Origin of the sequence: Syntrophobacter fumaroxidans MPOB (genome assembly GCF_000014965.1) — a bacterium.
GTDB lineage: Bacteria > Desulfobacterota > Syntrophobacteria > Syntrophobacterales > Syntrophobacteraceae > Syntrophobacter > Syntrophobacter fumaroxidans.
In genome coordinates this window covers 2156910-2177183 of the sequence record NC_008554.1, presented here as the reverse complement: position 1 = coordinate 2177183, position 20274 = coordinate 2156910, and the positions used below count along the sequence as shown (strand labels likewise).

Annotated in this window: 18 protein-coding genes; 10 read left to right on the top strand and 8 right to left on the bottom strand. The window is 60.1% G+C overall.

Annotation, left to right across the window (positions count from 1 at the left end):
- Position 1: 1 nt before the first annotated feature.
- From frr to rpsB, 4 genes are all read right to left on the bottom strand, one after another.
- Positions 2–559, bottom strand: coding sequence for a ribosome recycling factor (gene frr / locus SFUM_RS09205; RefSeq protein ID WP_011698638.1), 558 nt, complete (start codon positions 557–559; stop codon positions 2–4).
- A complete protein-coding gene (gene pyrH, locus SFUM_RS09200) occupies positions 549–1286 on the bottom strand; it encodes a UMP kinase (RefSeq protein WP_011698637.1) in 738 nt (245 codons plus the stop codon). Before pyrH ends, frr begins: the two co-directional genes overlap by 11 nt.
- 268 nt (positions 1287–1554) lie before the next feature.
- Positions 1555–2157 carry a translation elongation factor Ts gene (gene tsf / locus SFUM_RS09195; protein ID WP_041440215.1) on the bottom strand — a complete coding sequence of 201 codons (603 nt, stop codon included), beginning with the start codon at positions 2155–2157 and terminating at the stop codon, positions 1555–1557.
- A gap of 374 nt (positions 2158–2531) precedes the next feature.
- On the bottom strand, positions 2532–3356 hold the full coding sequence (gene rpsB / locus SFUM_RS09190; protein WP_011698635.1) for a 30S ribosomal protein S2: 825 nt from the start codon (positions 3354–3356) through the stop codon (positions 2532–2534).
- Between the two features lie 632 nt (positions 3357–3988).
- Here rpsB and aroF point away from each other — a divergent pair.
- The 10 genes from aroF to SFUM_RS09145 all read left to right on the top strand — a co-directional run bounded on the left by aroF (position 3989) and on the right by SFUM_RS09145 (position 13562).
- Positions 3989–5005 (top strand): 3-deoxy-7-phosphoheptulonate synthase, encoded by a 1017-nt coding sequence (gene aroF / locus SFUM_RS09185; RefSeq protein ID WP_011698634.1) that lies wholly within the window; start codon positions 3989–3991, stop codon positions 5003–5005.
- 56 nt (positions 5006–5061) lie between these two features.
- Positions 5062–6654 (top strand): anthranilate synthase component I family protein, encoded by a 1593-nt coding sequence (locus tag SFUM_RS09180; protein WP_011698633.1) that lies wholly within the window; start codon positions 5062–5064, stop codon positions 6652–6654.
- 14 nt (positions 6655–6668) lie between these two features.
- The gene (locus SFUM_RS09175; RefSeq protein WP_041440213.1) at positions 6669–7259 is read left to right on the top strand and encodes an anthranilate synthase component II; all 591 of its coding nucleotides are present in this window, start codon (positions 6669–6671) and stop codon (positions 7257–7259) included.
- On the top strand, positions 7256–8269 hold the full coding sequence (gene trpD, locus SFUM_RS09170) for an anthranilate phosphoribosyltransferase (RefSeq protein ID WP_011698631.1): 1014 nt from the start codon (positions 7256–7258) through the stop codon (positions 8267–8269). The genes SFUM_RS09175 and trpD overlap by 4 nt, the downstream gene beginning before the upstream one ends.
- Before the next feature lie 16 nt (positions 8270–8285).
- Positions 8286–9083: an indole-3-glycerol phosphate synthase TrpC gene (gene trpC, locus SFUM_RS09165; RefSeq protein ID WP_011698630.1), complete on the top strand. Its 798-nt coding sequence runs from the start codon at positions 8286–8288 to the stop codon at positions 9081–9083.
- Positions 9084–9137: 54 nt separating this feature from the next.
- Positions 9138–9881, top strand: coding sequence for a phosphoribosylanthranilate isomerase (locus SFUM_RS09160; protein WP_011698629.1), 744 nt, complete (start codon positions 9138–9140; stop codon positions 9879–9881).
- The gene (gene trpB, locus SFUM_RS09155) at positions 9878–11110 is read left to right on the top strand and encodes a tryptophan synthase subunit beta (protein ID WP_011698628.1); all 1233 of its coding nucleotides are present in this window, start codon (positions 9878–9880) and stop codon (positions 11108–11110) included. The genes SFUM_RS09160 and trpB overlap by 4 nt, the downstream gene beginning before the upstream one ends.
- A 215-nt stretch (positions 11111–11325) precedes the next feature.
- Positions 11326–12120 (top strand): tryptophan synthase subunit alpha, encoded by a 795-nt coding sequence (trpA, locus tag SFUM_RS09150; RefSeq protein ID WP_011698627.1) that lies wholly within the window; start codon positions 11326–11328, stop codon positions 12118–12120.
- A gap of 358 nt (positions 12121–12478) precedes the next feature.
- Complete coding sequence (locus tag SFUM_RS24125) at positions 12479–12793, top strand: zinc ribbon domain-containing protein (protein WP_083764004.1); 315 nt, start codon at positions 12479–12481, stop codon at positions 12791–12793.
- 37 nt (positions 12794–12830) lie between these two features.
- Positions 12831–13562 (top strand): hypothetical protein, encoded by a 732-nt coding sequence (locus SFUM_RS09145; RefSeq protein WP_011698626.1) that lies wholly within the window; start codon positions 12831–12833, stop codon positions 13560–13562.
- 133 nt (positions 13563–13695) lie between these two features.
- On the opposite strand, the gene SFUM_RS09140 is transcribed toward SFUM_RS09145, so the two are convergent.
- The 4 genes from SFUM_RS09140 to SFUM_RS09125 form a co-directional block, all read right to left on the bottom strand.
- Complete coding sequence (locus tag SFUM_RS09140; protein WP_167321330.1) at positions 13696–16434, bottom strand: CHAT domain-containing tetratricopeptide repeat protein; 2739 nt, start codon at positions 16432–16434, stop codon at positions 13696–13698.
- 214 nt (positions 16435–16648) lie between these two features.
- A complete protein-coding gene (locus tag SFUM_RS09135; RefSeq protein ID WP_011698624.1) occupies positions 16649–17242 on the bottom strand; it encodes a superoxide dismutase in 594 nt (197 codons plus the stop codon).
- Positions 17243–17931: 689 nt separating this feature from the next.
- Positions 17932–19263 carry a radical SAM family protein gene (locus SFUM_RS09130; RefSeq protein ID WP_011698623.1) on the bottom strand — a complete coding sequence of 444 codons (1332 nt, stop codon included), beginning with the start codon at positions 19261–19263 and terminating at the stop codon, positions 17932–17934.
- A complete protein-coding gene (locus SFUM_RS09125) occupies positions 19253–20104 on the bottom strand; it encodes a polysaccharide deacetylase family protein (RefSeq protein WP_011698622.1) in 852 nt (283 codons plus the stop codon). Before SFUM_RS09125 ends, SFUM_RS09130 begins: the two co-directional genes overlap by 11 nt.
- Between the last annotated feature and the right edge of the window lie 170 nt (positions 20105–20274).

Here is a 20274-nt window from a genome sequence, read left to right as displayed (position 1 = left end):
CCTAGATTTCCAAGATCTCCTTCTCTTTGGCGGAATAAACCACGTCAATTTTCTTGATGAAATCGTCGGTGATCCTCTGTGTTTCTTCCTGCGCCTTGAACTGCTCGTCCTCGGAGATCTCCTTCTCCTTCTTCAAATCCTTGATCATCTCGTTGACGTCGCGCCGGATATTGCGGACGGCCACCTTACTTTCCTCACTCATCTTCTTGACCACCTTCACCAGTTCGCGACGACGATCGGCGGTCAGCACCGGAATATTGATGCGGATGACCTTCCCGTCGCTCATGGGCGTGAGCCCGAGCTCGGACTTGAGGATCGATTTCTCGATCTCGCCGATCACCGAGGTGTCCCATGGCTGGATCATGATGGTCCTGGGTTCCGGAATCGTGATGGTTGCCAGTTGGTTCAGCGCGGTAGGGGTCCCGTAGTACTCGGCTCTGATGCCGTCCACCAACGAAACGGAGGCTCTGCCCGTGCGCAGTCGTTTGTAATCGGTCTCAAGATTGTCGAGAGCCTTCGACATCCGGTCACGAGCGTCCGCAAAGACATCATTGAGCATGATCGCATCCCTCCACCACGGTTCCTATGCATTTCCCGAGCACAATCTTTTTAATATTACCTTTTTTCCGCAGATTGAAAACGACGATCCGCATGTTCTGGTCTTTGGCCAGCGAGATGGCGGTGGCGTCCATCACTTTCAAATCCTTTTGAAGCACTTCGGAGAAGCTGATTCGGTCGTACCGAAGGGCCGAAGGGTTTTTCTTCGGGTCGCTGGCGTAGATCCCGTCGACTTTGGTGGCCTTCATCAGGACTTCCGCGCCCATTTCAATCGCTCGCAACGCGGCCGTTGTATCGGTGGTGAAAAACGGGAGGCCCGTGCCGGCGGCGAATATGACGATACGGCCCTTTTCCATGTGGCGCAACGCACGCCGGCGGATATAAGGTTCCGCCACCTCTTTCATGTCGATGGCCGATTGCACGCGCGTCGAGGTGCCGTGTTTTTCGAGCGCCTGCTGAAGTGCCAGGGCATTCATGACGGTTGCCAGCATTCCCATGTAATCGGCGGTGGATCGGTCCATGCCGCGGGATGCCCCCGAGACCCCGCGAAAAATGTTGCCTCCCCCGATCACTATCGCCACCTGGACTCCCATCTGATGAACAGCGGTCACCTCTTCGGCGATTTGGTCGAGCACGCTTGAATCGATGCCGTACGCTTCCTTCCCCAGGAGCGCCTCGCCGCTCAACTTGAGGAGAATTCTCCGGTAAATGGGCTTCTGTCCGCTCATTGTGACGGTCGCCATCGGCCCTCCCTTCTGCCTTGCACCCTGTGAGAAAGACCATGCCCCCGTTGCGAAGGAACGGCCCGTAAGGAGTCTCGGCAAGCTCGGGCACCGTACCTGCGCGCCGCGGTTCATCGGGGCGGGAAGCACATCCATGACTCTTCTCCCCTGCCGTGGAAGACGGGCAAATGCGGCCTTGCCTGTGCGTGCAAAACAGCCGGGGATCGTCGTGGAGCGCCATCCGGAGAGGCCGATCCTCTCCGATTCCGCGTTGCTATTCCGAACCCAATTGGAATCGGGCAAAACGCCGGATGATGATCTTCTCGCCGATCGACGCGGTCAGTTCGTTGAGGTAATCCTGAATGGTCTTGTCGGGATCTTTCACATAACTCTGCTGCAGGAGTGTGGATTCCTCGAAGAACTTGCGCATCTTGCCTTCGACCATCTTTTCCAGAATGTTCTGCGGCTTTCCGGATTCCTGTGCCTGGGCCAGGTAGATGGCCCGTTCACGCTCGACGACGTCCTGCGAAATGTCTTCAGGCACAATGCCCAGCGGATTTGTGGCCGCAACCTGCATGGCCACGTTCTTGACGAACTCGACAAAATCCTCGCTCTTGGCGGCAAAATCCGTTTCGCAATTGACCTCGATCAGAACGCCGATACGCCCTCCGGCATGGATGTAAGCGTGCACCATGCCTTCAGAGGCTTCTTTGCCCGCACGCTTCATGGCCTTTGCAAGACCCTTCTGGCGCAAGAGATCGACGGCCTTTTCCAAGTCGCCGCCAGTCTCCTGCAGGGCCTTTTTGCAGTCCATCATGCCGACGTTTGTCTTCTCCCTCAGGTCTTTCACCATTGCGGCTGTAATTTCCAACGTCATGTCCTCCTGAATATGATTTGGGGCCTCCATGAAGGAGGCCCAAGGGACCAGTCAACCAAACAACCCGGGGCCTGACCCGGAAGCGGTGATTCCGCAGGGCTCGGCAGGCCGGTGAAGCATCGGCCGCCGCCTCAAGCGGGTGTCGGATGCCTCGCCCATTCAGGCCTCACTGCATCGCGATGCTGCTCCGGACAGCATTCAGGCGGGAGTGTGCCCGCCTGTGATATGCCCGCTCAAACGGGCTGCCCCGGTTCACCCGGCACCAACGCCTCTTTGCCGAAAGTGTCCTCGCGTCAATGCCCGTCCTCAGGGACCTCGATCCATCCGCTGGACACCGGGGCGGCGGGAACGCCGTCGCCGCGCTCCATGCCCGGCTACTGCTCTTCTTCCGCCTCAGCCACCGGATTGACGATTTCCACAATCGGTCCGCTCGCCTCATCCTTGAGAATCTGCCCGGCCGGGACCTCCTCCAGGGCCGTGAATTCCTTGTCGTGGTCGGCCTGCTCCGTTTCCTCGAGGCGCCGGCGTCCTTCCGCGCAGGCATCGGCCACCTTGGAGGTGATCAGCCGAATAGCCCGGATTGCGTCGTCGTTTCCGGGGATCGGGTAATTGATGAGGTCGGGATCGCAGTTGGTGTCCACGATGGCAACCACCGGGATCCCCAGCCGGTTGGCCTCCAGGACCGCGATATTCTCACGTTGCGTATCCACGACATAAAGAGCGCCGGGCAGCCGGGCCATATTCTTGATGCCGCCGAGGTTCTTCTCGAGCTTCTCCCGCTCGCCCATAAGTTGCAGAATTTCCTTCTTGGGAAAGCGATTGATGCTCCCGTCCTCGACCATGGCGTCCAGTTCCTTGAGTCGGTCAACCCTCAGCTTGATGGTCTTGAAATTGGTGAGCATCCCGCCGAGCCAACGCTGGTTGATATAGTACATGCCGCAACGCTGCGCTTCTTCCGCAATGGTGTCGCGCGCCTGCTGCTTGGTGCCGACAAACAGAACGTGTTCTCCGGAGCCAACGGTCTGGGTCACGAACTGGTAGGCGGTGTGAAAGAGGCGGACCGTGCGCTGGAGATCGATGATATAAATACCGTTGCGCGCGCCGAAAATGTAAGTCTTCATCTTGGGGTTCCATCGACGGGTCTGATGACCGAAATGAACCCCGGCTTCCAGCAACTGCTTCATACTGATCACTGCCATTTCCATACTCCTTCTGGTTTCTGTCCTCCACCCCTCCACATCCGGAACGGCTGCCCGGACACCAAAAGGAAAAGGGGAGTGCGGTTTAGTAAATCGAGCTTGTTTAACACGTTTGCGCGAAAACTGGCAACAGAAAAAATGGCGCCGTGGCTCGAAGACCGGCGTGTGATCGGTCCGGGAGAGAGGGTCTCTCGGGAATCGTAACTCCCCTTCGGAACACCAGGCAGGAACGGCGACTTCGAAGCGGTCCGGGAAAAGAACGATCGTGCGGAATAATCATTGACAACCGGTTGCGTCATCGGATATACAGGGAAAACCATGAATGAGAGGATTTGCGCGATGCGTGGTGTTTCGATTCAAAAATCGTGTTCTTGGTGCTGGTGGTGGACTGGCGGGGAGAGGTGCGCCGACAGGGTCTTGCCTGACTGAACCATCAGCATGAATAGATAAGAAGCAGGGACCGTGGGCCGCACCTGGCTCACGGTCCCTTTGTTTTTGGAAAAGGGGACTGTGGGAAAAAACCCGCAAGTCCCCTTTTTGCTTCCGGGGCCGAGGGTTCGTAGCACAGTGAATTGGAGACGAAAAACGAGCCGGCGTTTTCAAGAGGATGCCGGCCGGAAGAGGAGAAAGAGATGTTGATCGTGATGGACAAGAAAGCGACGCCCGAGCAGGTCGACAACGCGGTGGCCGCCATCGAGAAAAAGGGGTACACGGCCCGCCCGATTCCCGGGGGTGAGCGGGTCGCCATTTGCGTGCTGCACAACCACGGTCCCGTGGAAGCGGGCCACTTCCTGGCATTGTCCGGAGTGAAGGAGGCCATTCCCGTGACGCATCCCTACAAGCTGGTGAGCCGGGAATTGAAGCCGGAGGATACGGTGATCGACGTTTCCGGTGTTGCCGTGGGCAACGGGCACCTGATGATGATCGCCGGGCCGTGCGCCATCGAGAGCGAGGAGCAGGCTTTGAGCACGGCTCGTCTGGTCCGCAAGGCGGGCGCGCGGATGTTCAGGGGCGGAGCGTTCAAGCCCCGGACCTCCCCCTATGATTTCCAGGGGCTTGGCGAGGAGGGCTTGCGGATCCTCGCCAAAGTGCGCGAGGAAACGGGGATGCCGGTCGTCACCGAGGCCATCGATCACGAGGTTTTCGAGCTGGTTGAAGCCTATGCCGACGTGATCCAGATCGGCGCCCGCAACATGCAGAATTTCAGCCTGTTGAGGCGTGCCGGCAAGGCATCGAAACCGATCCTGCTCAAGAGGGGGATTGCGGCCACCATCGAAGAGTGGCTGATGGCCGCGGAATACATCATGGAGGGCGGCAATCCCCGGGTGATCCTGTGCGAGAGGGGCGTTCGGACCTTTGCCCATCACAGCCGCAACACGCTCGATCTTTCCGCTATCCCGGTGGTCCGCAAGGAAAGCCATCTGCCGGTCATCGTAGATCCAAGCCACGCCGCCGGACGTCGCGATCAGGTGATTCCGCTCAGCCGCGCGGCGGTTGCCGTCGGTTGTCACGGGCTGATGGTGGAAGTCCACCGGGCTCCCGAACAGGCGCTCAGTGACGGGGCACAGTCCCTATACCCAGAACAGTACGAAGACCTTTTCAGACAGATCGAACCCATTTTCAACGTCTATCGGCAATTCGGCCTGTGATGTCTCCGCGCGGAACGCAACGGGTCGACAATAATCGCAAAGCAAAGGGCTTCACCATGAAATTGAAAGCATATCCGAGCAGAGACGAATTCCTGGAACTGGCGGAAACGGGCAATGTAGTGCCGGTCTGCCTGGACATCCTTGCCGACACGGAGACGCCCTTGTCCGCACTGGGGAAGATCTACCAGGGCACGGGGCCGATCTTTCTGCTGGAAAGTGTGGAAGGCGGGGAGCGCTGGGGACGGTACAGCTTTCTGGGCCTGTTCGCTCACTGCAGCGTCCGGGTCTACAAGAAGACCGTGACCGTTGAGAGAAACGGCAGAGTCGAGATCATTCCTCACGACGGCGACCCCCTGTCCATCCTGCGTTCCATCATGGCGCGCTACCGGGCGGTCGCGCTTCCCGGCCTCCCTCGTTTCTGGGGCGGCATGGTGGGCTTTTTGAGCTACGAGTCGGTCTCTTTCTTCGAGGCGATCCCCAACCGGTGCGCGGATGATCAGCCCCTCGCGTGTTTCGTAATTCCCAGCCGCCTGTTCATCTTCGACAACGTCAGGCACACTCTGACGCTGGTGGCCTACGGTTTCATCGATGACGGGCGGTCCGCGGGCGAGGTGTACGAGGAGGCCCGGGCGTCCGTGAGCGCGATGAGGCGGTTGTTGAACCGGCCCCTGATTCCCTCTCCGGCTCCATCCACGGCGGTTCCACGGCTGGAGCCCCTGACCGATCCCGAATCCTTCCGGTCGCAGGTATCGACGATTCGCGAATACATTGCGGCCGGAGACGTCATCCAGGCGGTGCTTTCTCAGCAGTTCAGGTGCGACGCCTCCGTCGATCCCTGGATGCTCTACCGGGCCCAACGCTACGTCAATCCCTCCCCGTACATGTATTTCATGCACCTGGACGAAACCGTGCTGGTGGGCTCGTCCCCGGAAACCATGGTGAGGCTCGAAAACGGCGTGGCAACGCTTCGGCCCATCGCCGGCACGCGGCCGCGCGGAGGCTCCGAACAGCAAGATCGCCGCATGGCCGACGAGCTCCTCCAGGACCCCAAGGAAAGGGCCGAGCACCTGATGCTCGTGGATCTCGGCCGCAACGATCTGGGCCGCGTGGCGGAAACCGGGACCGTGCAGGTCACGGACCTTATGGTGGTGGAACGATATTCCCACGTCATGCACCTCGTATCCAACATTTCCTGCGATCTTCTGACCGGTCTGGACGCGTGGGATCTATTGAAGGCCTCCTTTCCGGCCGGGACCCTGACCGGCGCGCCCAAAGTCCGCGCCATGGAGATCATCGCAGAACTTGAGCAGGAACCGCGCGGGCCTTATGGCGGTGCGGTCGGATACGTTTCTTTCACCGGCAACATGGATCTCGCCATAACGATTCGGACCGCGTGCATTCAGGACGGATGCCTGACGGTGAGGGCCGGAGCTGGTATCGTCGCGGATTCGGATCCGGAAAAGGAGCGGCTGGAGACGATCAGCAAGGCGATGTCCATTCAGCGCGCGCTTCAGCTCACCGGAACCGAGGGCAATGAGGTCGACACTCCTGGCGGGGAAGCGGCGGACCGGCCCTGTGTGACGTCTTCGGTGGAATCCGTGCAATCCGCGGACACGGGGGAAAACGATTCCCGATGTTTCCAGGCTTAAACGAGGAGAAAGCCATGATAGCGGTCATCGATAACTACGATTCGTTCACTTACAACCTGGTCCAGTACATCAGAATGCTGGGCGCGGAAGTGAGGGTGGTCAGAAACGATGCGGCGTCGGTGGAGGAGATCGGGTCCTGGAATCCCGACGCCATAGTCATTTCCCCCGGGCCGTGTCGTCCCGAAAACGCCGGCATCTCCATCGATCTGATTCGGACCTACTCGGGACGAATTCCAATCCTCGGCGTATGTCTCGGCCATCAGGCCATCGGGGCGGCCTTCGGAGCCCGGGTGGTTCGTGCCGCCCGGTTGATGCACGGCAAGGTCTCCACCGTCAATTCCGACGGCAGGACCATCTATGAAGGAGTCGACAGTCCCTTCCAGGCGATGCGGTATCACTCTCTGGCGATTTCCAGGGAAGGTTTTCCCTCCTGCCTGGAAGTCACGGCGGAATCCGAAGACGGTGAAATCATGGGCATCCGCCATCGGGAACACGCGACGGAGGGGATTCAGTTCCACCCGGAATCCATCATGACTCCGGCGGGGAAGCGGCTGCTGCGTAATTTTCTCAAAGGCTTGAACGGTAGCGGAGGAAAGCGGCAATGATTCAGGACGGCATCAAGAAAATCATTCAGAGAGAGGACCTCTCGGAAACGGAAATGTCCGCCGTGATGAGTGAAATCATGTCCGGCGAAGCCACGGACGCCCAGATCGGTGCATTCATGGGGGCGCTGGCCACCAAGGGCGAGACGTTCGAGGAACTGGCGGGAGCGGCCCGCACCATGCGACGCAAGGCCGCCCGAATCCAGGTCACCTCCCCCGTGATCGTGGATACCTGCGGGACGGGCGGCGACCGCAAAGGGACCTTCAATATCTCGACGACCGCCGCGTTCGTGGTTGCCGGTTGCGGCGTGACGGTCGCCAAGCACGGCAATCGTTCGGTATCGAGCCAATGCGGCAGCGCCGACCTGCTGGAGGCCCTGGGGATGAGACTGGATGCCCCCGCGGAGGTGGTCGAAGAGGCCATCGGCCGCATCGGGATAGGCTTTCTTTTCGCGCCCCTGTTTCACGGCGCCATGCGCCATGCGGCCAGGGCCAGGAAGGAGGTCGGCGTGCGGTCCATCTTCAACATGCTGGGACCGCTTACCAATCCGGCAGGGGCCAATTGCCAGGTGCTCGGCGTTTATGCACCCCAGTTGACGGAAATGTTCGCTCAGGCGCTCCGTTTGCTCGGGGCCAGGCGAGCGTTCGTCGTCCACGGACAGGACGGGCTTGACGAAATCTCGGTATGCGCCCCCACTCGGGTTTCGGAACTGGATGGAGGGCTGGTAAGGACCTACGACCTGCAGCCGGAGTTGCTCCTGGGCCGAAAGGCCGACCCCGAAGATCTGGCCGGTGGGGACCCGGGCGTCAACGCGAAGATCACCAGGGACGTTCTCGGCGGCGCCATCGGCCCGCGGCGCGACGTCGTGGTGCTGAATGCCGCTGCAGCGCTCATTGCGGCCGGGGCGGCCGAGGGCTTTCCATCGGCCGTGCGCAATGCCGAGGAGTCGATCGATGGCGGGAAAGCCATCGAAAAGCTGGAAGCCCTGGTCCGTTACACCAACGAGAATTGAGGGGACGGAGCCGACCATGTCTGATTTCTTGAGCACCATCCTGGAAGAGAAGAAACGCGAAGTGGAGCAGCGAAAAAGGACGATTTCGGAGGAGTTCCTCGAGGAGCGTTCCGCCTCGGCCATGGAGCGGAGAAGCCTGTGCCGGGCTCTGGCTACCCCTGGACGCCGGGGGATCAACATCATCGCCGAGGTCAAACGTGGTTCGCCTTCGCGCGGGGTCATGAATCCCGGACTCGATGCGGCACAGTTCGCAAGACGTTACGAGAGCTGCGGGGCGGCCGCCGTTTCGGTTCTGACCGATGCCGGTTTCTTCCACGGCAAGGCCGGCGACCTGAGGAGCGCCAGGGCGGCCGTGAAGATTCCCGTGTTGCGGAAAGACTTCATCGTTTCCAGGTACCAGATTTTCGAGTCCGCCGTGATGGGCGCGGACGCCGTGCTGTTGATCGTCCGGGCCATTTCACCGGAACTGCTCGGAGAATGCCTCCGTCTATGCCGCCGGATCGGGCTCGACGCCCTTGTGGAGGTTCATTCGGCGGAAGAGCTGGATGCGGCATCGGAGGCCGGGGCGGTTCTCATCGGCATGAACAACCGGGACCTGAGCACTTTTACAACGGACATCCGGACCTCGATACAACTGGTCCGCCGAATGCGCCCGGGGCAGGTTGCCGTGTCGGAAAGCGGCATTCGGTGCCGCGAGCAGATCGACCGGCTGCTCGACGCCGGGATTTGGAACTTCCTGATCGGGGAAAGCCTGGTGACCGCGCCGGAACCTGAAGCGGTCCTGGCCCATCTGTTCGGAGCCTACGCGGCTTGACCCGACCCGGGGAAATGTGGCTGCGGCCATCGAAGAATGAAGGATTTGGAAAAAATGAGCGACTCAATGAAGCCACCCGGCAACGGATTCGAAGGGAACCGATTATCGTCCGTTGCGGAGCGGCGGGCGAAGGGCCGCGAACTGTCGGTGCCGGCAGTGAAGGTGTGCGGTCTCACCAGGGTGGAGGAAGCCCTCGGATGTGCCGCCTTGGGCGTGAGCGCCATAGGACTGGTGTTCTTTCCGAAGAGCCCGCGCTACGTGTCGGATGAGCAGGCGAGGGTCATCGGTTCGAGCCTGCCGCGCGGCGTTTGTGCCGTCGGTGTGTTCGTGAACGAAGACTACCGCACGATCATGAAAAAGGTGGAGCTCTGCGGACTGGGTGCGGTGCAACTGCACGGCAGCGAACCCGTCGAGTTGGTCGAGGCTCTGACCGGGCAAGGTTTGATCGTGATCAAGTCGGTTTTTGCGCACCGGGAACCGCTCATTGCCGGCGCCGCCGACTACGGGGCTGCCGCCTGCCTCGTGGAAGGGGCGGGGGGGCCGCTTCCGGGCGGGAACGGAACGGTATGGAACTGGAGCGCCGCGAAGCTTCCCCGGGAGCTTCCTTTTGTTCTGGCAGGCGGGCTCACGCCGGAAAACGTCGGATACGCGGTTGAAGAAGTTCACCCGGACGCCGTGGATGTCAGCTCGGGTGTCGAGGCTGCGCCGGGACGCAAAGACTTGTCAAGAGTGAAGGCCTTCATGGACGCGGTTTCACGGAACCGCGGCGGCAAAACATACAGGAGGATTTTCGGATGAAGACGAACCAGCGGGCAGCCCCTGTTGCCTTGCGGCAGCCCATTCATGCAAGCATGCCCGATAGTCATGGCCACTTCGGACCCTTTGGGGGGCGCTATGTGGGGGAAACGCTGATGCCGGCCATCATCGAACTGGAAAAGGCTTACGCGAGGATTTCCGCGCTTCCGGGTTTCCAGGAGGAATTGCGGCGGCTTCTGAAGCACTACGCCGGCCGTCCCACGCCGCTCTTTCCGGCCGCCCGCCTCACCGAGAAGATCGGAGGGGCCGCGATCTATCTGAAACGCGAAGACCTGGCCCACACCGGCGCCCACAAGATCAACAACACACTCGGGCAGGCGCTCCTGGCCAGGTGGATGGGCAAACGCAAGGTCATCGCCGAAACCGGCGCGGGACAACATGGGGTGGCCACGGCGACGGTCGCGGCCCTCTTCGGGATGGAATGCCGAATCTTCATGGGGACCGAGGACGTGCGCCGGCAGTCTGCCAACGTGCAGCGCATGGAACTGCTCGGAGCGGAAGTGGTGCCCGTGGAATCGGGGACGGGGACCCTCAAGGATGCCATGAGCGAGGCGATGCGCTACTGGGTTTCCGCGGTGCGGGACACGTTCTACGTCATCGGCTCCGTTGCGGGACCGCACCCCTACCCGATGATGGTTCGGGATTTCCAGCGGGTGATTGGCGACGAGACGAAAGAGCAGATGCTCGAAGCCGAAGGACGCCTTCCCGACATGCTGGTTGCCTGCGTGGGGGGAGGCAGCAATGCGATGGGCTTGTTCTATCCGTTCATCGACGATCCCGGGGTCGAGATGGTCGGCGTGGAGGCCGCGGGCTACGGCATCGCCACCGGCAAGCACGCGGCAACCCTTGGGGCGGGTTCGGTGGGGGTCCTCCATGGCTCCAAGTCATTCGTCCTCCAGGATGAAGCCGGCCAGATCATGGAGGCGCATTCCATTTCGGCAGGGCTCGATTACCCCGGTGTGGGCCCCGAACATTCCCTCCTCAAGGAAATGGGGCGCGCGCGTTACGAGGCTGTGGACGATGCCGGAGCCCTGCATGCCTTCCACGAACTGTGCGCCCTGGAGGGGATCATTCCGGCCCTGGAAAGTTCCCACGCATTGGCCAGAGCCATGGTGGAAGCATCCGGCCAGCCCCGCACCCGGTTGATCGTCGTCAATCTCTCGGGTCGCGGCGACAAGGACCTGGGCATCGTGCAACAGGCAAGAGCCTGACGCCGCCTTCCGCGCCCGGGAGCTTGTCGCCGGAGCCGGGGGAACATCTTCCTTCAGCTTCCGGAATGGTTGTGAGCCGCAGGCCCGCAACGCAGCATGAACATCATTGCCGTCATTCCCGTGCAGCCGGGAATCCGGGAAAACACTCGGGTTTGAGGAGCCTGCCGGGCTGACATTGCGAATGGATCATTGAACGCATTTTGAGAGGTCGTGCGATGAACAGGATAGACGAGAAATTCGAACAGTTGCGAAAACGAAACGAAAAGGCCCTGGTGGGCTTCGTGACCGCCGGTGATCCGGACCCCGGGCGGTCTCTGGAAATCATCCGAACCATGTGCAGGTCGGGCGTGGACATCCTGGAGCTCGGGATTCCCTTTTCCGATCCCACCGCCGACGGCCCGGTCATCCAGAGATCTTCGACGCGGGCACTGAAGGCCGGGATGAACCTGTCAAAAGCCTTTGAGATGATTCGGGAACTGCGCGGAACCTGCGACGTTCCCATCGTGGCCTTCAGTTACTACAACCCCATCCTGGCCTATGGAGGCGCCAAATTTTACCGTGACGCCCTCGACAGCGGAGCCGATGGAGTGCTCATTGTCGACCTGCCGCCTGAGGAATCGGACGAGCTCACCCGCCAATGGCCCGATCGCGACCTGGCCTTGATCCGGTTGGTCGCTCCCACCACTCCGCCGGACCGGATGAGCGCCATCGCGCAAAGCGCCTCAGGCTTCATCTACCTGGTTTCCATGACCGGCGTGACCGGAGGCGGTGAGCCGGACCTGACGGAGCTCTCTTTTCTGACGAGCGAGCTCCGTTCCAGGTGCGACGGCATTCCGGTGTGCGTCGGGTTCGGCATTTCGTTGCCCGAGCATGCTCGGGCCGTGAGTCCGCTGGCCGATGGCGTCGTGGTGGGCACTGCGTTTGAGCGCATCATCGAGGCGCACCAAAACGACTCGGCCGTGGCATCGAAGGTCGGGGAGGCTGTGGGCGCACTCAAGGCTGCTCTCTGACGCAGCGGCCGAGCCCACGGATTTCGGTGAGGCCTAACGAATACATGCCGAGGAACCGATACCATTAACAAAGGCGGGGTTCTTTCGGGCTCGGCATGGGGGCGATCTTTGAAACGGAAAACAGCCTTTAAACGACGTGGTGATATCCGAAAGTAAGTGTGAAAACAAATGATTATCTGTGCTGACGACTCCTCCCGCGGACGCGGGATGCGGTGCGATCGCCGACCCGGCAAAGAGTTTTGGCGAGGCTTTGCCCGGTATCCCCGCAATGCTTGATGGATATTGCTTCCGATGTGTGCTATAAAAATGCCGAATACCGCTGATTGTGCCGCGGCATGGCCATCTCGGAGATTTTCGAATGTTTTTTTTTATTGGCGGGGTTCAACCCAAGACCATAACCCTTGACCAGACGCCGAGGCTATGTACGGCGTGCGGGCTTGCGCAGGCCCGACTGAAACGTGTCGACCACTACCTAAGCCTGTTTTTCATTCCTCTGATCCCGGTCAAGAGAGGTGAACCCATGGTCGTTTGCGACCGATGTGGAGCTGCATCCTCCCCGGATCAGCCCCCGGGAGTAGCTGCCGAGCGCAGACGCCGGGACGGATGCTCCCGCTGCGGCTATCCCGTGGAAGCTGACTTTCGGTATTGCCCTCAATGTGGAAGCCGGATATAAGGCGACAGGCGGAACCTACTCAATCTGGCGGGCGAGAATGATGAAAAACACCAGGAAAGTAATCGTATTTCCCACCGTGGCCGATCCCAGCGTCGAGGATGTGTTGACGGAGTTCCTCAAGGATCAGCAGCGGCGCCTCCGGACGAGGACTTATCATCGCTACGAGGAAGTCATCGACCTGCTCCGGCACTGCCTGAACGGTTACGGGTACCATGACCTGGACAACTCCTCGGAAGTGGCTTTATACGAGAAGCTGTATTTCCAGAAGAACCTGGAGTTTTGTTTCATTTTCGGGCCGGATAAAATCCTTCCTTCACTGGGCAATTTTCTGAACTACTTCATGATTCGCAAGGTTATGGCGTCGGAGGCGCTGTTGCAGGCGACCGGGACCGTGGTCAAGAAGCTGATCAAGTGGCTGGAAGACCGGGGTTACGTCGACAGGGAACAGGCCCTTCGATCCACGCGGATCGCCAGCGAAGCCGCGCGGGAGTTGCCCGCCGCCGAACGCCTCGCCCGACTGCTGTATGAGTATGCACAGCACCACGCGCCCCGTTACTGGACCTCCGAGCTCGACGACTACTTCACCATCGAAAAGGTCAGCGCCGGAGTCCTGCTCCTTTCGGGAGCGGGCAGTTCCGGTCTCGTCGAAGTGAGGGTTCCCAAGGAGATCACGGACCATTGCCGGGTCGGCTGGCAGGTCAACCTGCTCCTGGGGAAGACGCGCAACGGCTGGTGCATCCTGGAAACCGGCAACGTCTATCCCTCCTGATATGAAGTTACCTAGAAAATAGATTCCCGGGTGAGTCTGTTTACCTAGAAAATAGATTCCCGGGTGAGTCTGTTTTCATGCCTCGCGGGCGGCGCGGGTCTCCTCGTCCGGCTCGGCGGGGAAGCGTTCCGGGCTAGCGGCCATCCCCGAAGAGCACCAGTGGAGCCCAGAAAAAGGGATGTTGGTAGATAGCGCCGTGGTCTCCTCGAATCATACGCAGCTTGGCGTCGCGCAGGGCCTCCGCGGGCCGCTTGCCCGATTGCAGACCCCGGTGGAGCCCGACGTTCAAAAGCCTCACCGAATTCGATTCAACGGACCACAGCGTGACGGCAACGGCGGGGGTTCCCGCATACATGAAGGATCGCGTCAGACCGATCATCCCTTCGCCCTTGAGAACCTTGCCGCTCCCCGTGTTGCAGGCGGACAGGGTTACGAGTTCCGCGTTCAGGTGCAACGAAAAAACGTCAGCCATGGTGACGAATCCTTCCCGTCTCGTCACGGGGTCCGGGTGGGACAGAACGAGGGCGGGCTGTTGCACTTCGTCGATTTCCTCGGGCAGGATGCCGTGACAACAAAACACCACATACCGGTATTCGGCGAGCTTCCGGTTCGCATCGAGGTCAAGAAGATTGCTCCGGGACGCGGCCTGCCGCGACAGTACGGGATTGCTCGAATCCGGAGCGCCGAAAATGGACTTGATCTCCCTGGCCTCATCTTCCGTATCGGGCAATTCCTGGAAAATCCCTTTCATCATTTCGGTGTAACCGGCGGTCCTCAATTCCATGAAGCCGCTGCCGGCTGAAGCGGATTCGCCGGCATCGGTCCGTTTCGACAGCGGCACGGTCATCCCGTGCGGGATCGGGGCTGTTGGATAGGATGGATTGGCGAAGACGAGCAACGGATAGTCCGCCCCCGCCTTCCTGATTGCCGCCGCCTCCCTAAGCGTCTTGAGCAGCGAAGCGGATGAAAGGTAGAGAATCGCCTGATTTTCGATCAAATATTGGGTTTTTCGACTTGTTTTCGTCGCCGCCGGTCGCACCAGCATCTCGAACGGGATGGTGTAGAGACTGCCCGTGGGAACGACCAGAAGGACTTTTGCGCTCGATATCAATTCTCGGGCCTTGGCAGGAATGAGCAAATCGTGAAGCTCGCCCGCCCGTCGCCGGAGCTCGTCTGCCGAACTGCCGACGGCGGACTCGGAGAGCGATCCCGATTTCCCGCTTCCTGCTTCTTCCAGGACCGAATGAAGGGCATTCCTGATTTCGGCGACCTTCCAGTTGATCGCCTGCTCGCCCGCGTCCACCCTGACGAGCTGAAACCGATTCGTGGCGATGATCCAAAGGAGGGTCCCCTTTTCCAGCATTTCATAGGCGAGGATGACCTCGTCGGGCTTCAGGACCTGCTTTTGTATCTCGTCGAGAGTGGCCGGCCTCGGGTGCATCAAGTCGTAGTGCCTCGGATACTCCCTTTTGACCGTAGCCTCCAGCGCCTCCAGTTCCTGCCTGGTCCTGCGTATCTGCTCGTCCACCAAGGCTGTCCGGTCCGGAGTCTGATTCTCGGGCTCATCCCCGAATGTGGACTTGAGGCTGTCCAGTTGCCCTTCGAGCTCGATCAGCCTTGCACCGATGCTTTCCGGGAGTCCCGAAAAGCTGCGAACCGCGCTCTTGCCGATCTGATCGAGCAGGACCCTTCCCTGCTTGCGTTCGAAAACCTCAAACGCTCTTCGATCGTAGCCCGAATGCGGGGAATTGACGTGCATTCTCCACAGGAGTGCCATCAATTCGTTGTAGACTCCAAACTTCTCCTGCATGAAGGTAATTTGGGCTTCACCGCCGCGGATCCGGGACCTCATGGACTCGATGGTGTCGATCGCCTGGAAGTAAAACGACACCGCATCGTCGGCCCTGTGCTGTCTGTCGGCTACCAGGCCAAGGCCCCGTTGTGAATTCCACAGAGGCTCCGGCAGGCCCGCTTTCTCACTGATCGCCCTCGACTCCGTAAAGGGCTGTCGCGCTTCTTCAAAACGGCCGAGCCGGCACAGTGTATGCCCGATCCGGTTCAGGGCGCCGCATTGCCCCAACGGGTAGCTGATACGCCTCGCAAGGGCCAGCGCCTGCCTGCTGTAATCGAGGGCCTTGTCGTACTGGCGCAGACGCAGATAGATCAAACCCATGCCCATCAGGTCGTCGCTTTGGCCTCGCAGATCCGAAGTGTCCTTCCGGACCGCGAGGGATTGTTCGTGAAACTGCAAGGCCGTGTCGTATTGTTTGAGCCCGGTGTAGTCTCTGGCCAGGTTGGACAAGGCCATCGCCTGCCGGAATCGGTCGTTGACCGTGCTGGAAACGGCCAGGGATTGCCTGTCGTGGTCGATGGCTTTTTCGTACTGTCCGAGGGAGCGGTAGATGGCTCCAATGTGTGTGAGGTCGGCCGCCTCGCCCCTCCTGTTGTTTGTGGCCCTTCTAAGGGCCAACGCCCTTAAGTCGTACTCCAGAGCCTTTTCGTAATCTCCGAGATTTGCGGTCGCCCCACCCATGTTTGCGAGGGCCATGCCCTCCAGTTCCTTCGACTTGATATCCCGGGCGATTCCCAGTGCCCTGTCGAGCAGTTCCAGGGCTTTCTTGTTCTGGCCGATGCTGCGATACACCATCGCCATGTTCGCCAGCGCCCTGCCCATCTTCAGCTTGTTTCCCGACCGCGACGCGTCGTCGAATGCCTCCCGAAACTTCGAAAGGGCCTCCTCGTAGTCCGATTTGAAGAAGGCTTTCCGTCCATCCCGGATTTCCATCCTTGCCGCCGCCGGCCCGCTTGCGAGAATCGCAAGACTGATGACGACCGGAAGCGCCGTCTTCCAGACCTTCCGCATACGCTCCATTTTGCTTCTCGCGCTCCTCATGCCAGGTTGCATTGCACGGGCGAAAAACGAACGACTTCGTCCAATGCTTATATCGTTGAAGGGCTGATTGGCAAGCTGGTTTTAATCGAGGCGGAAATGAAGCGAACCCGTTTCCCCCGGGTTACGGAGGAAACGGGTTCGAATGCGGTCTGCGATCGGGTTCGCCGCAGTCGGAGAAGACTTTGGGCCTGCATCAGCCGAGGTTGGAATTGACGAAATCCCAGTTGATCAGTTTCTCAACGAAGGTGGCCAGGTAGTTCGCCCTCAGGTTCTGGTAGTCCAGATAATAGGCATGCTCCCAGACATCGACCACCAGCAGTGGCTTGACCCCATGAGCAACGGGAGTATCGGCGTTGGGGGTCTTGGTCACTTCGAGCTTGCCGTTCTTGAGGACCAGCCACGCCCAGCCGCTGCCGAATTGGGTCATTCCCGCGTTCTTGAATTCTTCCGCGAATTTTTCGAAGCTGCCGAAATCGGCGTTGATTTTCTGCGCGACGGCACCGGTCGGCGCGCCGCCTCCATTCGGTTTCATGCACTTCCAGTAGAACGCATGGTTCCAGGCCTGAGCCACGTTGTTGAACATCCCGGCCTTGGAAGCATCCCCCACAATCTTCTTCAGGACCGCCTCGGGATCCGCGTTCTCGAATTCCGTGCCCGCGGTCAGCTTGTTCCCCATGTCGACGTAGGCTTTGTGATGCTTGCCGTGATGGAATTCCAGAGTGCGGGCGCTGATATGAGGTTCGAGCGCATTCTTGGCGTAGGGCAGATCGGGTAGCGTGAGTGACATATTCCCTCCTTGTCGTTGAGGTGATGTTGGCGATGATCCTGCCTGGTAAGGGTTTAAAGGCACATCCGGCTGTGTGTGCTGAAAAGACGTGCCGGACAACTTCGTGGTTCCCCCGCGGGAATGGAACGCGTGCGGACGTCTCATGAATAAGCATTGGTTTTTGAAAACTCAACCTCTGTTGTGAAAGAAACTTTTATTCCATTGTTGATGTGCTTGGAATGAGTAATGAAATTGCACTCTAACAGGATTATTTCTTTTATGGTTCATAATTATTCAATATTGCTGGATTAGAATCCTTGCAACGTCTACCGTTCGTTTACGGCACGAAATCGGCTTTCGGACAGGTCCCGGATATCGAGCGGGTTGGGCGCAACGCCGGTCGGGCCGTGCGCCCGCGCGGATGAGCATCCTGAGGTTGTCGGGTTGGGATGCAGGTTTGCGAGCCTTGTTCGGCAGGAGTCCTGTACCAACGCGGAGCGGCTGCGCACGACGCCGTCACCCGGACCTGGGGATTTGCAGCGACTGTGTTCTTTGTCAACTCTTGAGTCGCGTAGGGTGGGATGCGCGGTAGCGCAGCCCACGGTCCCAATACCCTTGCCCCTGCCGTCATAGCCAACACACAAGGGGAGGGTGAGTGCGGCCCACGCGACGTTCCTGCAGGAGTCGCATTGGCACGCGAGGCTGCCGGGTCATTCAGGAGTGCGGGAGGGCCTGGCCCGGAGGATGTTCCCGCCGACGTTTGATGTTGGATCGAGGCTGGGATTGAAATATCCGAACCGCAGGCGTGGAAAACGTTGTCCGAGGCGCTGCATCAGCTGCCGGATTCCGATTGCGCGACCTCCGGCCGGCGCTCCGATACGACTCAGGTACCACTCGGGGTCGATGTTCAGGTTGCGCATCTGGATGAGGTCGATCCGGGTTTCTTCGATCAATCGGCACAGCGCGTCCAGTTCATCGGGCTGGTCGCTGAAACCGGGAAGAATGAAGTAGTTGATCGAGACGAATCGCCCCGCGGATTTTGCAGCCAGGATGGATTGCCTGACGTCGTCGAAGCGATACCCTTGAGGATTGAAGTAAGCGTGGTAGTAGGCGGGTCGGGCGCTGTTCAAGCTGATCCGGATGCTGTCCAGGCCTGCCGCGCACAGCTCCGGGATCATGTGCGGCAGGCTGCCGTTGGTGTTGAGGTTTATGGTCCCTCGGGGCGTGGCCGCTCTCATCATCCGGATGGCCTCGGCGAGCGTGTCGGCCTGAAGCAGCGGTTCTCCCTCGCAACCTTGGCCGAAGCTGACGACGGGTCGCGGTGCCTGCTCCAGATGGGGCACCGCGACGCCGCAGATTTCCTCGGGCGTCGGCACGAAGGTGATGCGGTCCTGGGTGGCGCGCAGGTCCTTTCGGTCCTGCAGGCTGATACAGCCGAGGCATCGGGCATTGCAGACGGGGGAGGTGGGCAGAGGCGCTTCCCATCGCTCCATGAACAGGTTCCTGGCGGCGGGACAACCGTAGGTCAGGGCGCATTTTCCCAGGTGCTGGATGAGACGGTTGTCGCGCTCACGGCCCATGCGCCGCCTGGCGTTCCGCTCGATGCGCGCGCGATCGAAATTTTTCAAATCCTGGCGTTCGTCCTGGTCGACGCGAATGCCTGCCGCGACGAAGCCGTCCTTGTGCCACCCGACCGCGGTGTAGGCGAAAAGCGGCAACAGCGGAGCATCCCGCTCGGCATGATAGGCGGCGGAGTATACGGCGGTGTGAGCGGGGGCCATGAATGCCGCAACGGCCTGCACCCGCCGGGAAGGGCGACGAGGATCGCGGGAGAGGATTTCAAAGCGTTTGGTGTGGGGGTCGTGTCCCACCGGCAGCCGTTGGGGGAGGAGAAACAACTCGCTGCCCGGGGGAAGGGGAATCCAGTCGCCCGCCTGGATACGCCGGAACTCGTGACCGCTTCGTCCCGCCATTTCCATGCCGGGCCAGTCAAAAATATGGCCTTCCGCATCCGCGTAGACCAGTGTGGGCCTACTCCGCATCGTTCCTTTCCAGGATCTCCCTGAAACTCAGCAGACGCGTGCCGGTGTGATGCTTGAGCAGGCGGAGCAATTCGTCGAGGAATTCGAAGGCGAATCGGGTCATGCGGTGATGATGGATCATGATGCCGACGGGTTCTTTTTTCACGGACAGAGTCGCAAACTCATCCATCAACCCTTGAAAGTCCGCAGCACCATCCTTGGCCTTTCTCGTGTGCAAGTCGATCTGAATCCTCAGGTTCGGCAGGAGGACGGAAGGCTTGACGCCTCTCGGAAAGGGGCCGGCCAGGGAAACGCCGCTGAAGCCCAGTTCCTGCAGGATCTTCAGCGTAGAGGCGGACAACCTGTTCCAGGGGGGCGTGAACACCTTGAGGAGATGTTTCCCGAAAAGATCTTCCATCTTCTGGTTCCCCTGGGATATATCTTTCATCTGTTTTTCGATCGGCCGCTGTTCCCCGAATTCGGATTTCTTGCCGCTCCGCTGCCAGTTGACGTGCCGCCACCCGTGTTGATGCCAGGCCCAGAAGGGCTCATCCAGAGGCGCGGACCGGAACAGTTGCTTTCTGCGGATATCACTCAGCCAGGCAGGCACCACGGCCATTGCAAGGGGTACCTCATGATGCCGAAACAATCCGCAGAGCGCTTCGAATGCGCGACCGCCCGCTCCGATGTCGTCGGCGCGGAAGAAAACGGACAACTGGCTGTTGCCGGAACTGCGGTCCAACGTTGCGCCGAGCTGCTCTCTCCAATCCCGGGGCGCATCCTGCCACAGGGAGGCGAATTGCCTCGGCCTGTAATCCCCGGGGATGCCCCAACCGTTCAGGTGCATGCTCTGTTCTGTCACGTGCGCCGCTCCTTCCGTGTTCAAAGATCCAGGTCAAGACGGGCTGAATGTTCGTTCGAATCTCCGCAACAGAGAAGGATATGGAGACGCAGCTATCCACATTCGCTATCAACGCTCCGGGTTTACGAAAGAGTATAGGAGACAATCTGTTTCGTCAAGTCATTCGATGG

What these genes read in the sequence shown, in the direction of transcription:
- frr (WP_011698638.1), bottom strand. Translation starts at nt 559, where the DNA reads ATGCTCAATGATGTCTTTGCGGACGCTCGTGACCGGATGTCGAAGGCT.
- pyrH (WP_011698637.1), bottom strand. Translation starts at nt 1,286, where the DNA reads ATGAGCGGACAGAAGCCCATTTACCGGAGAATTCTCCTCAAGTTGAGC.
- tsf (WP_041440215.1), bottom strand. Translation starts at nt 2,157, where the DNA reads ATGACGTTGGAAATTACAGCCGCAATGGTGAAAGACCTGAGGGAGAAG.
- rpsB (WP_011698635.1), bottom strand. Translation starts at nt 3,356, where the DNA reads ATGGCAGTGATCAGTATGAAGCAGTTGCTGGAAGCCGGGGTTCATTTC.
- aroF (WP_011698634.1), top strand. Translation starts at nt 3,989, where the DNA reads ATGTTGATCGTGATGGACAAGAAAGCGACGCCCGAGCAGGTCGACAAC.
- SFUM_RS09180 (WP_011698633.1), top strand. Translation starts at nt 5,062, where the DNA reads ATGAAATTGAAAGCATATCCGAGCAGAGACGAATTCCTGGAACTGGCG.
- SFUM_RS09175 (WP_041440213.1), top strand. Translation starts at nt 6,669, where the DNA reads ATGATAGCGGTCATCGATAACTACGATTCGTTCACTTACAACCTGGTC.
- trpD (WP_011698631.1), top strand. Translation starts at nt 7,256, where the DNA reads ATGATTCAGGACGGCATCAAGAAAATCATTCAGAGAGAGGACCTCTCG.
- trpC (WP_011698630.1), top strand. Translation starts at nt 8,286, where the DNA reads ATGTCTGATTTCTTGAGCACCATCCTGGAAGAGAAGAAACGCGAAGTG.
- SFUM_RS09160 (WP_011698629.1), top strand. Translation starts at nt 9,138, where the DNA reads ATGAGCGACTCAATGAAGCCACCCGGCAACGGATTCGAAGGGAACCGA.
- trpB (WP_011698628.1), top strand. Translation starts at nt 9,878, where the DNA reads ATGAAGACGAACCAGCGGGCAGCCCCTGTTGCCTTGCGGCAGCCCATT.
- trpA (WP_011698627.1), top strand. Translation starts at nt 11,326, where the DNA reads ATGAACAGGATAGACGAGAAATTCGAACAGTTGCGAAAACGAAACGAA.
- SFUM_RS24125 (WP_083764004.1), top strand. Translation starts at nt 12,479, where the DNA reads ATGTTTTTTTTTATTGGCGGGGTTCAACCCAAGACCATAACCCTTGAC.
- SFUM_RS09145 (WP_011698626.1), top strand. Translation starts at nt 12,831, where the DNA reads ATGATGAAAAACACCAGGAAAGTAATCGTATTTCCCACCGTGGCCGAT.
- SFUM_RS09140 (WP_167321330.1), bottom strand. Translation starts at nt 16,434, where the DNA reads ATGGAGCGTATGCGGAAGGTCTGGAAGACGGCGCTTCCGGTCGTCATC.
- SFUM_RS09135 (WP_011698624.1), bottom strand. Translation starts at nt 17,242, where the DNA reads ATGTCACTCACGCTACCCGATCTGCCCTACGCCAAGAATGCGCTCGAA.
- SFUM_RS09130 (WP_011698623.1), bottom strand. Translation starts at nt 19,263, where the DNA reads ATGCGGAGTAGGCCCACACTGGTCTACGCGGATGCGGAAGGCCATATT.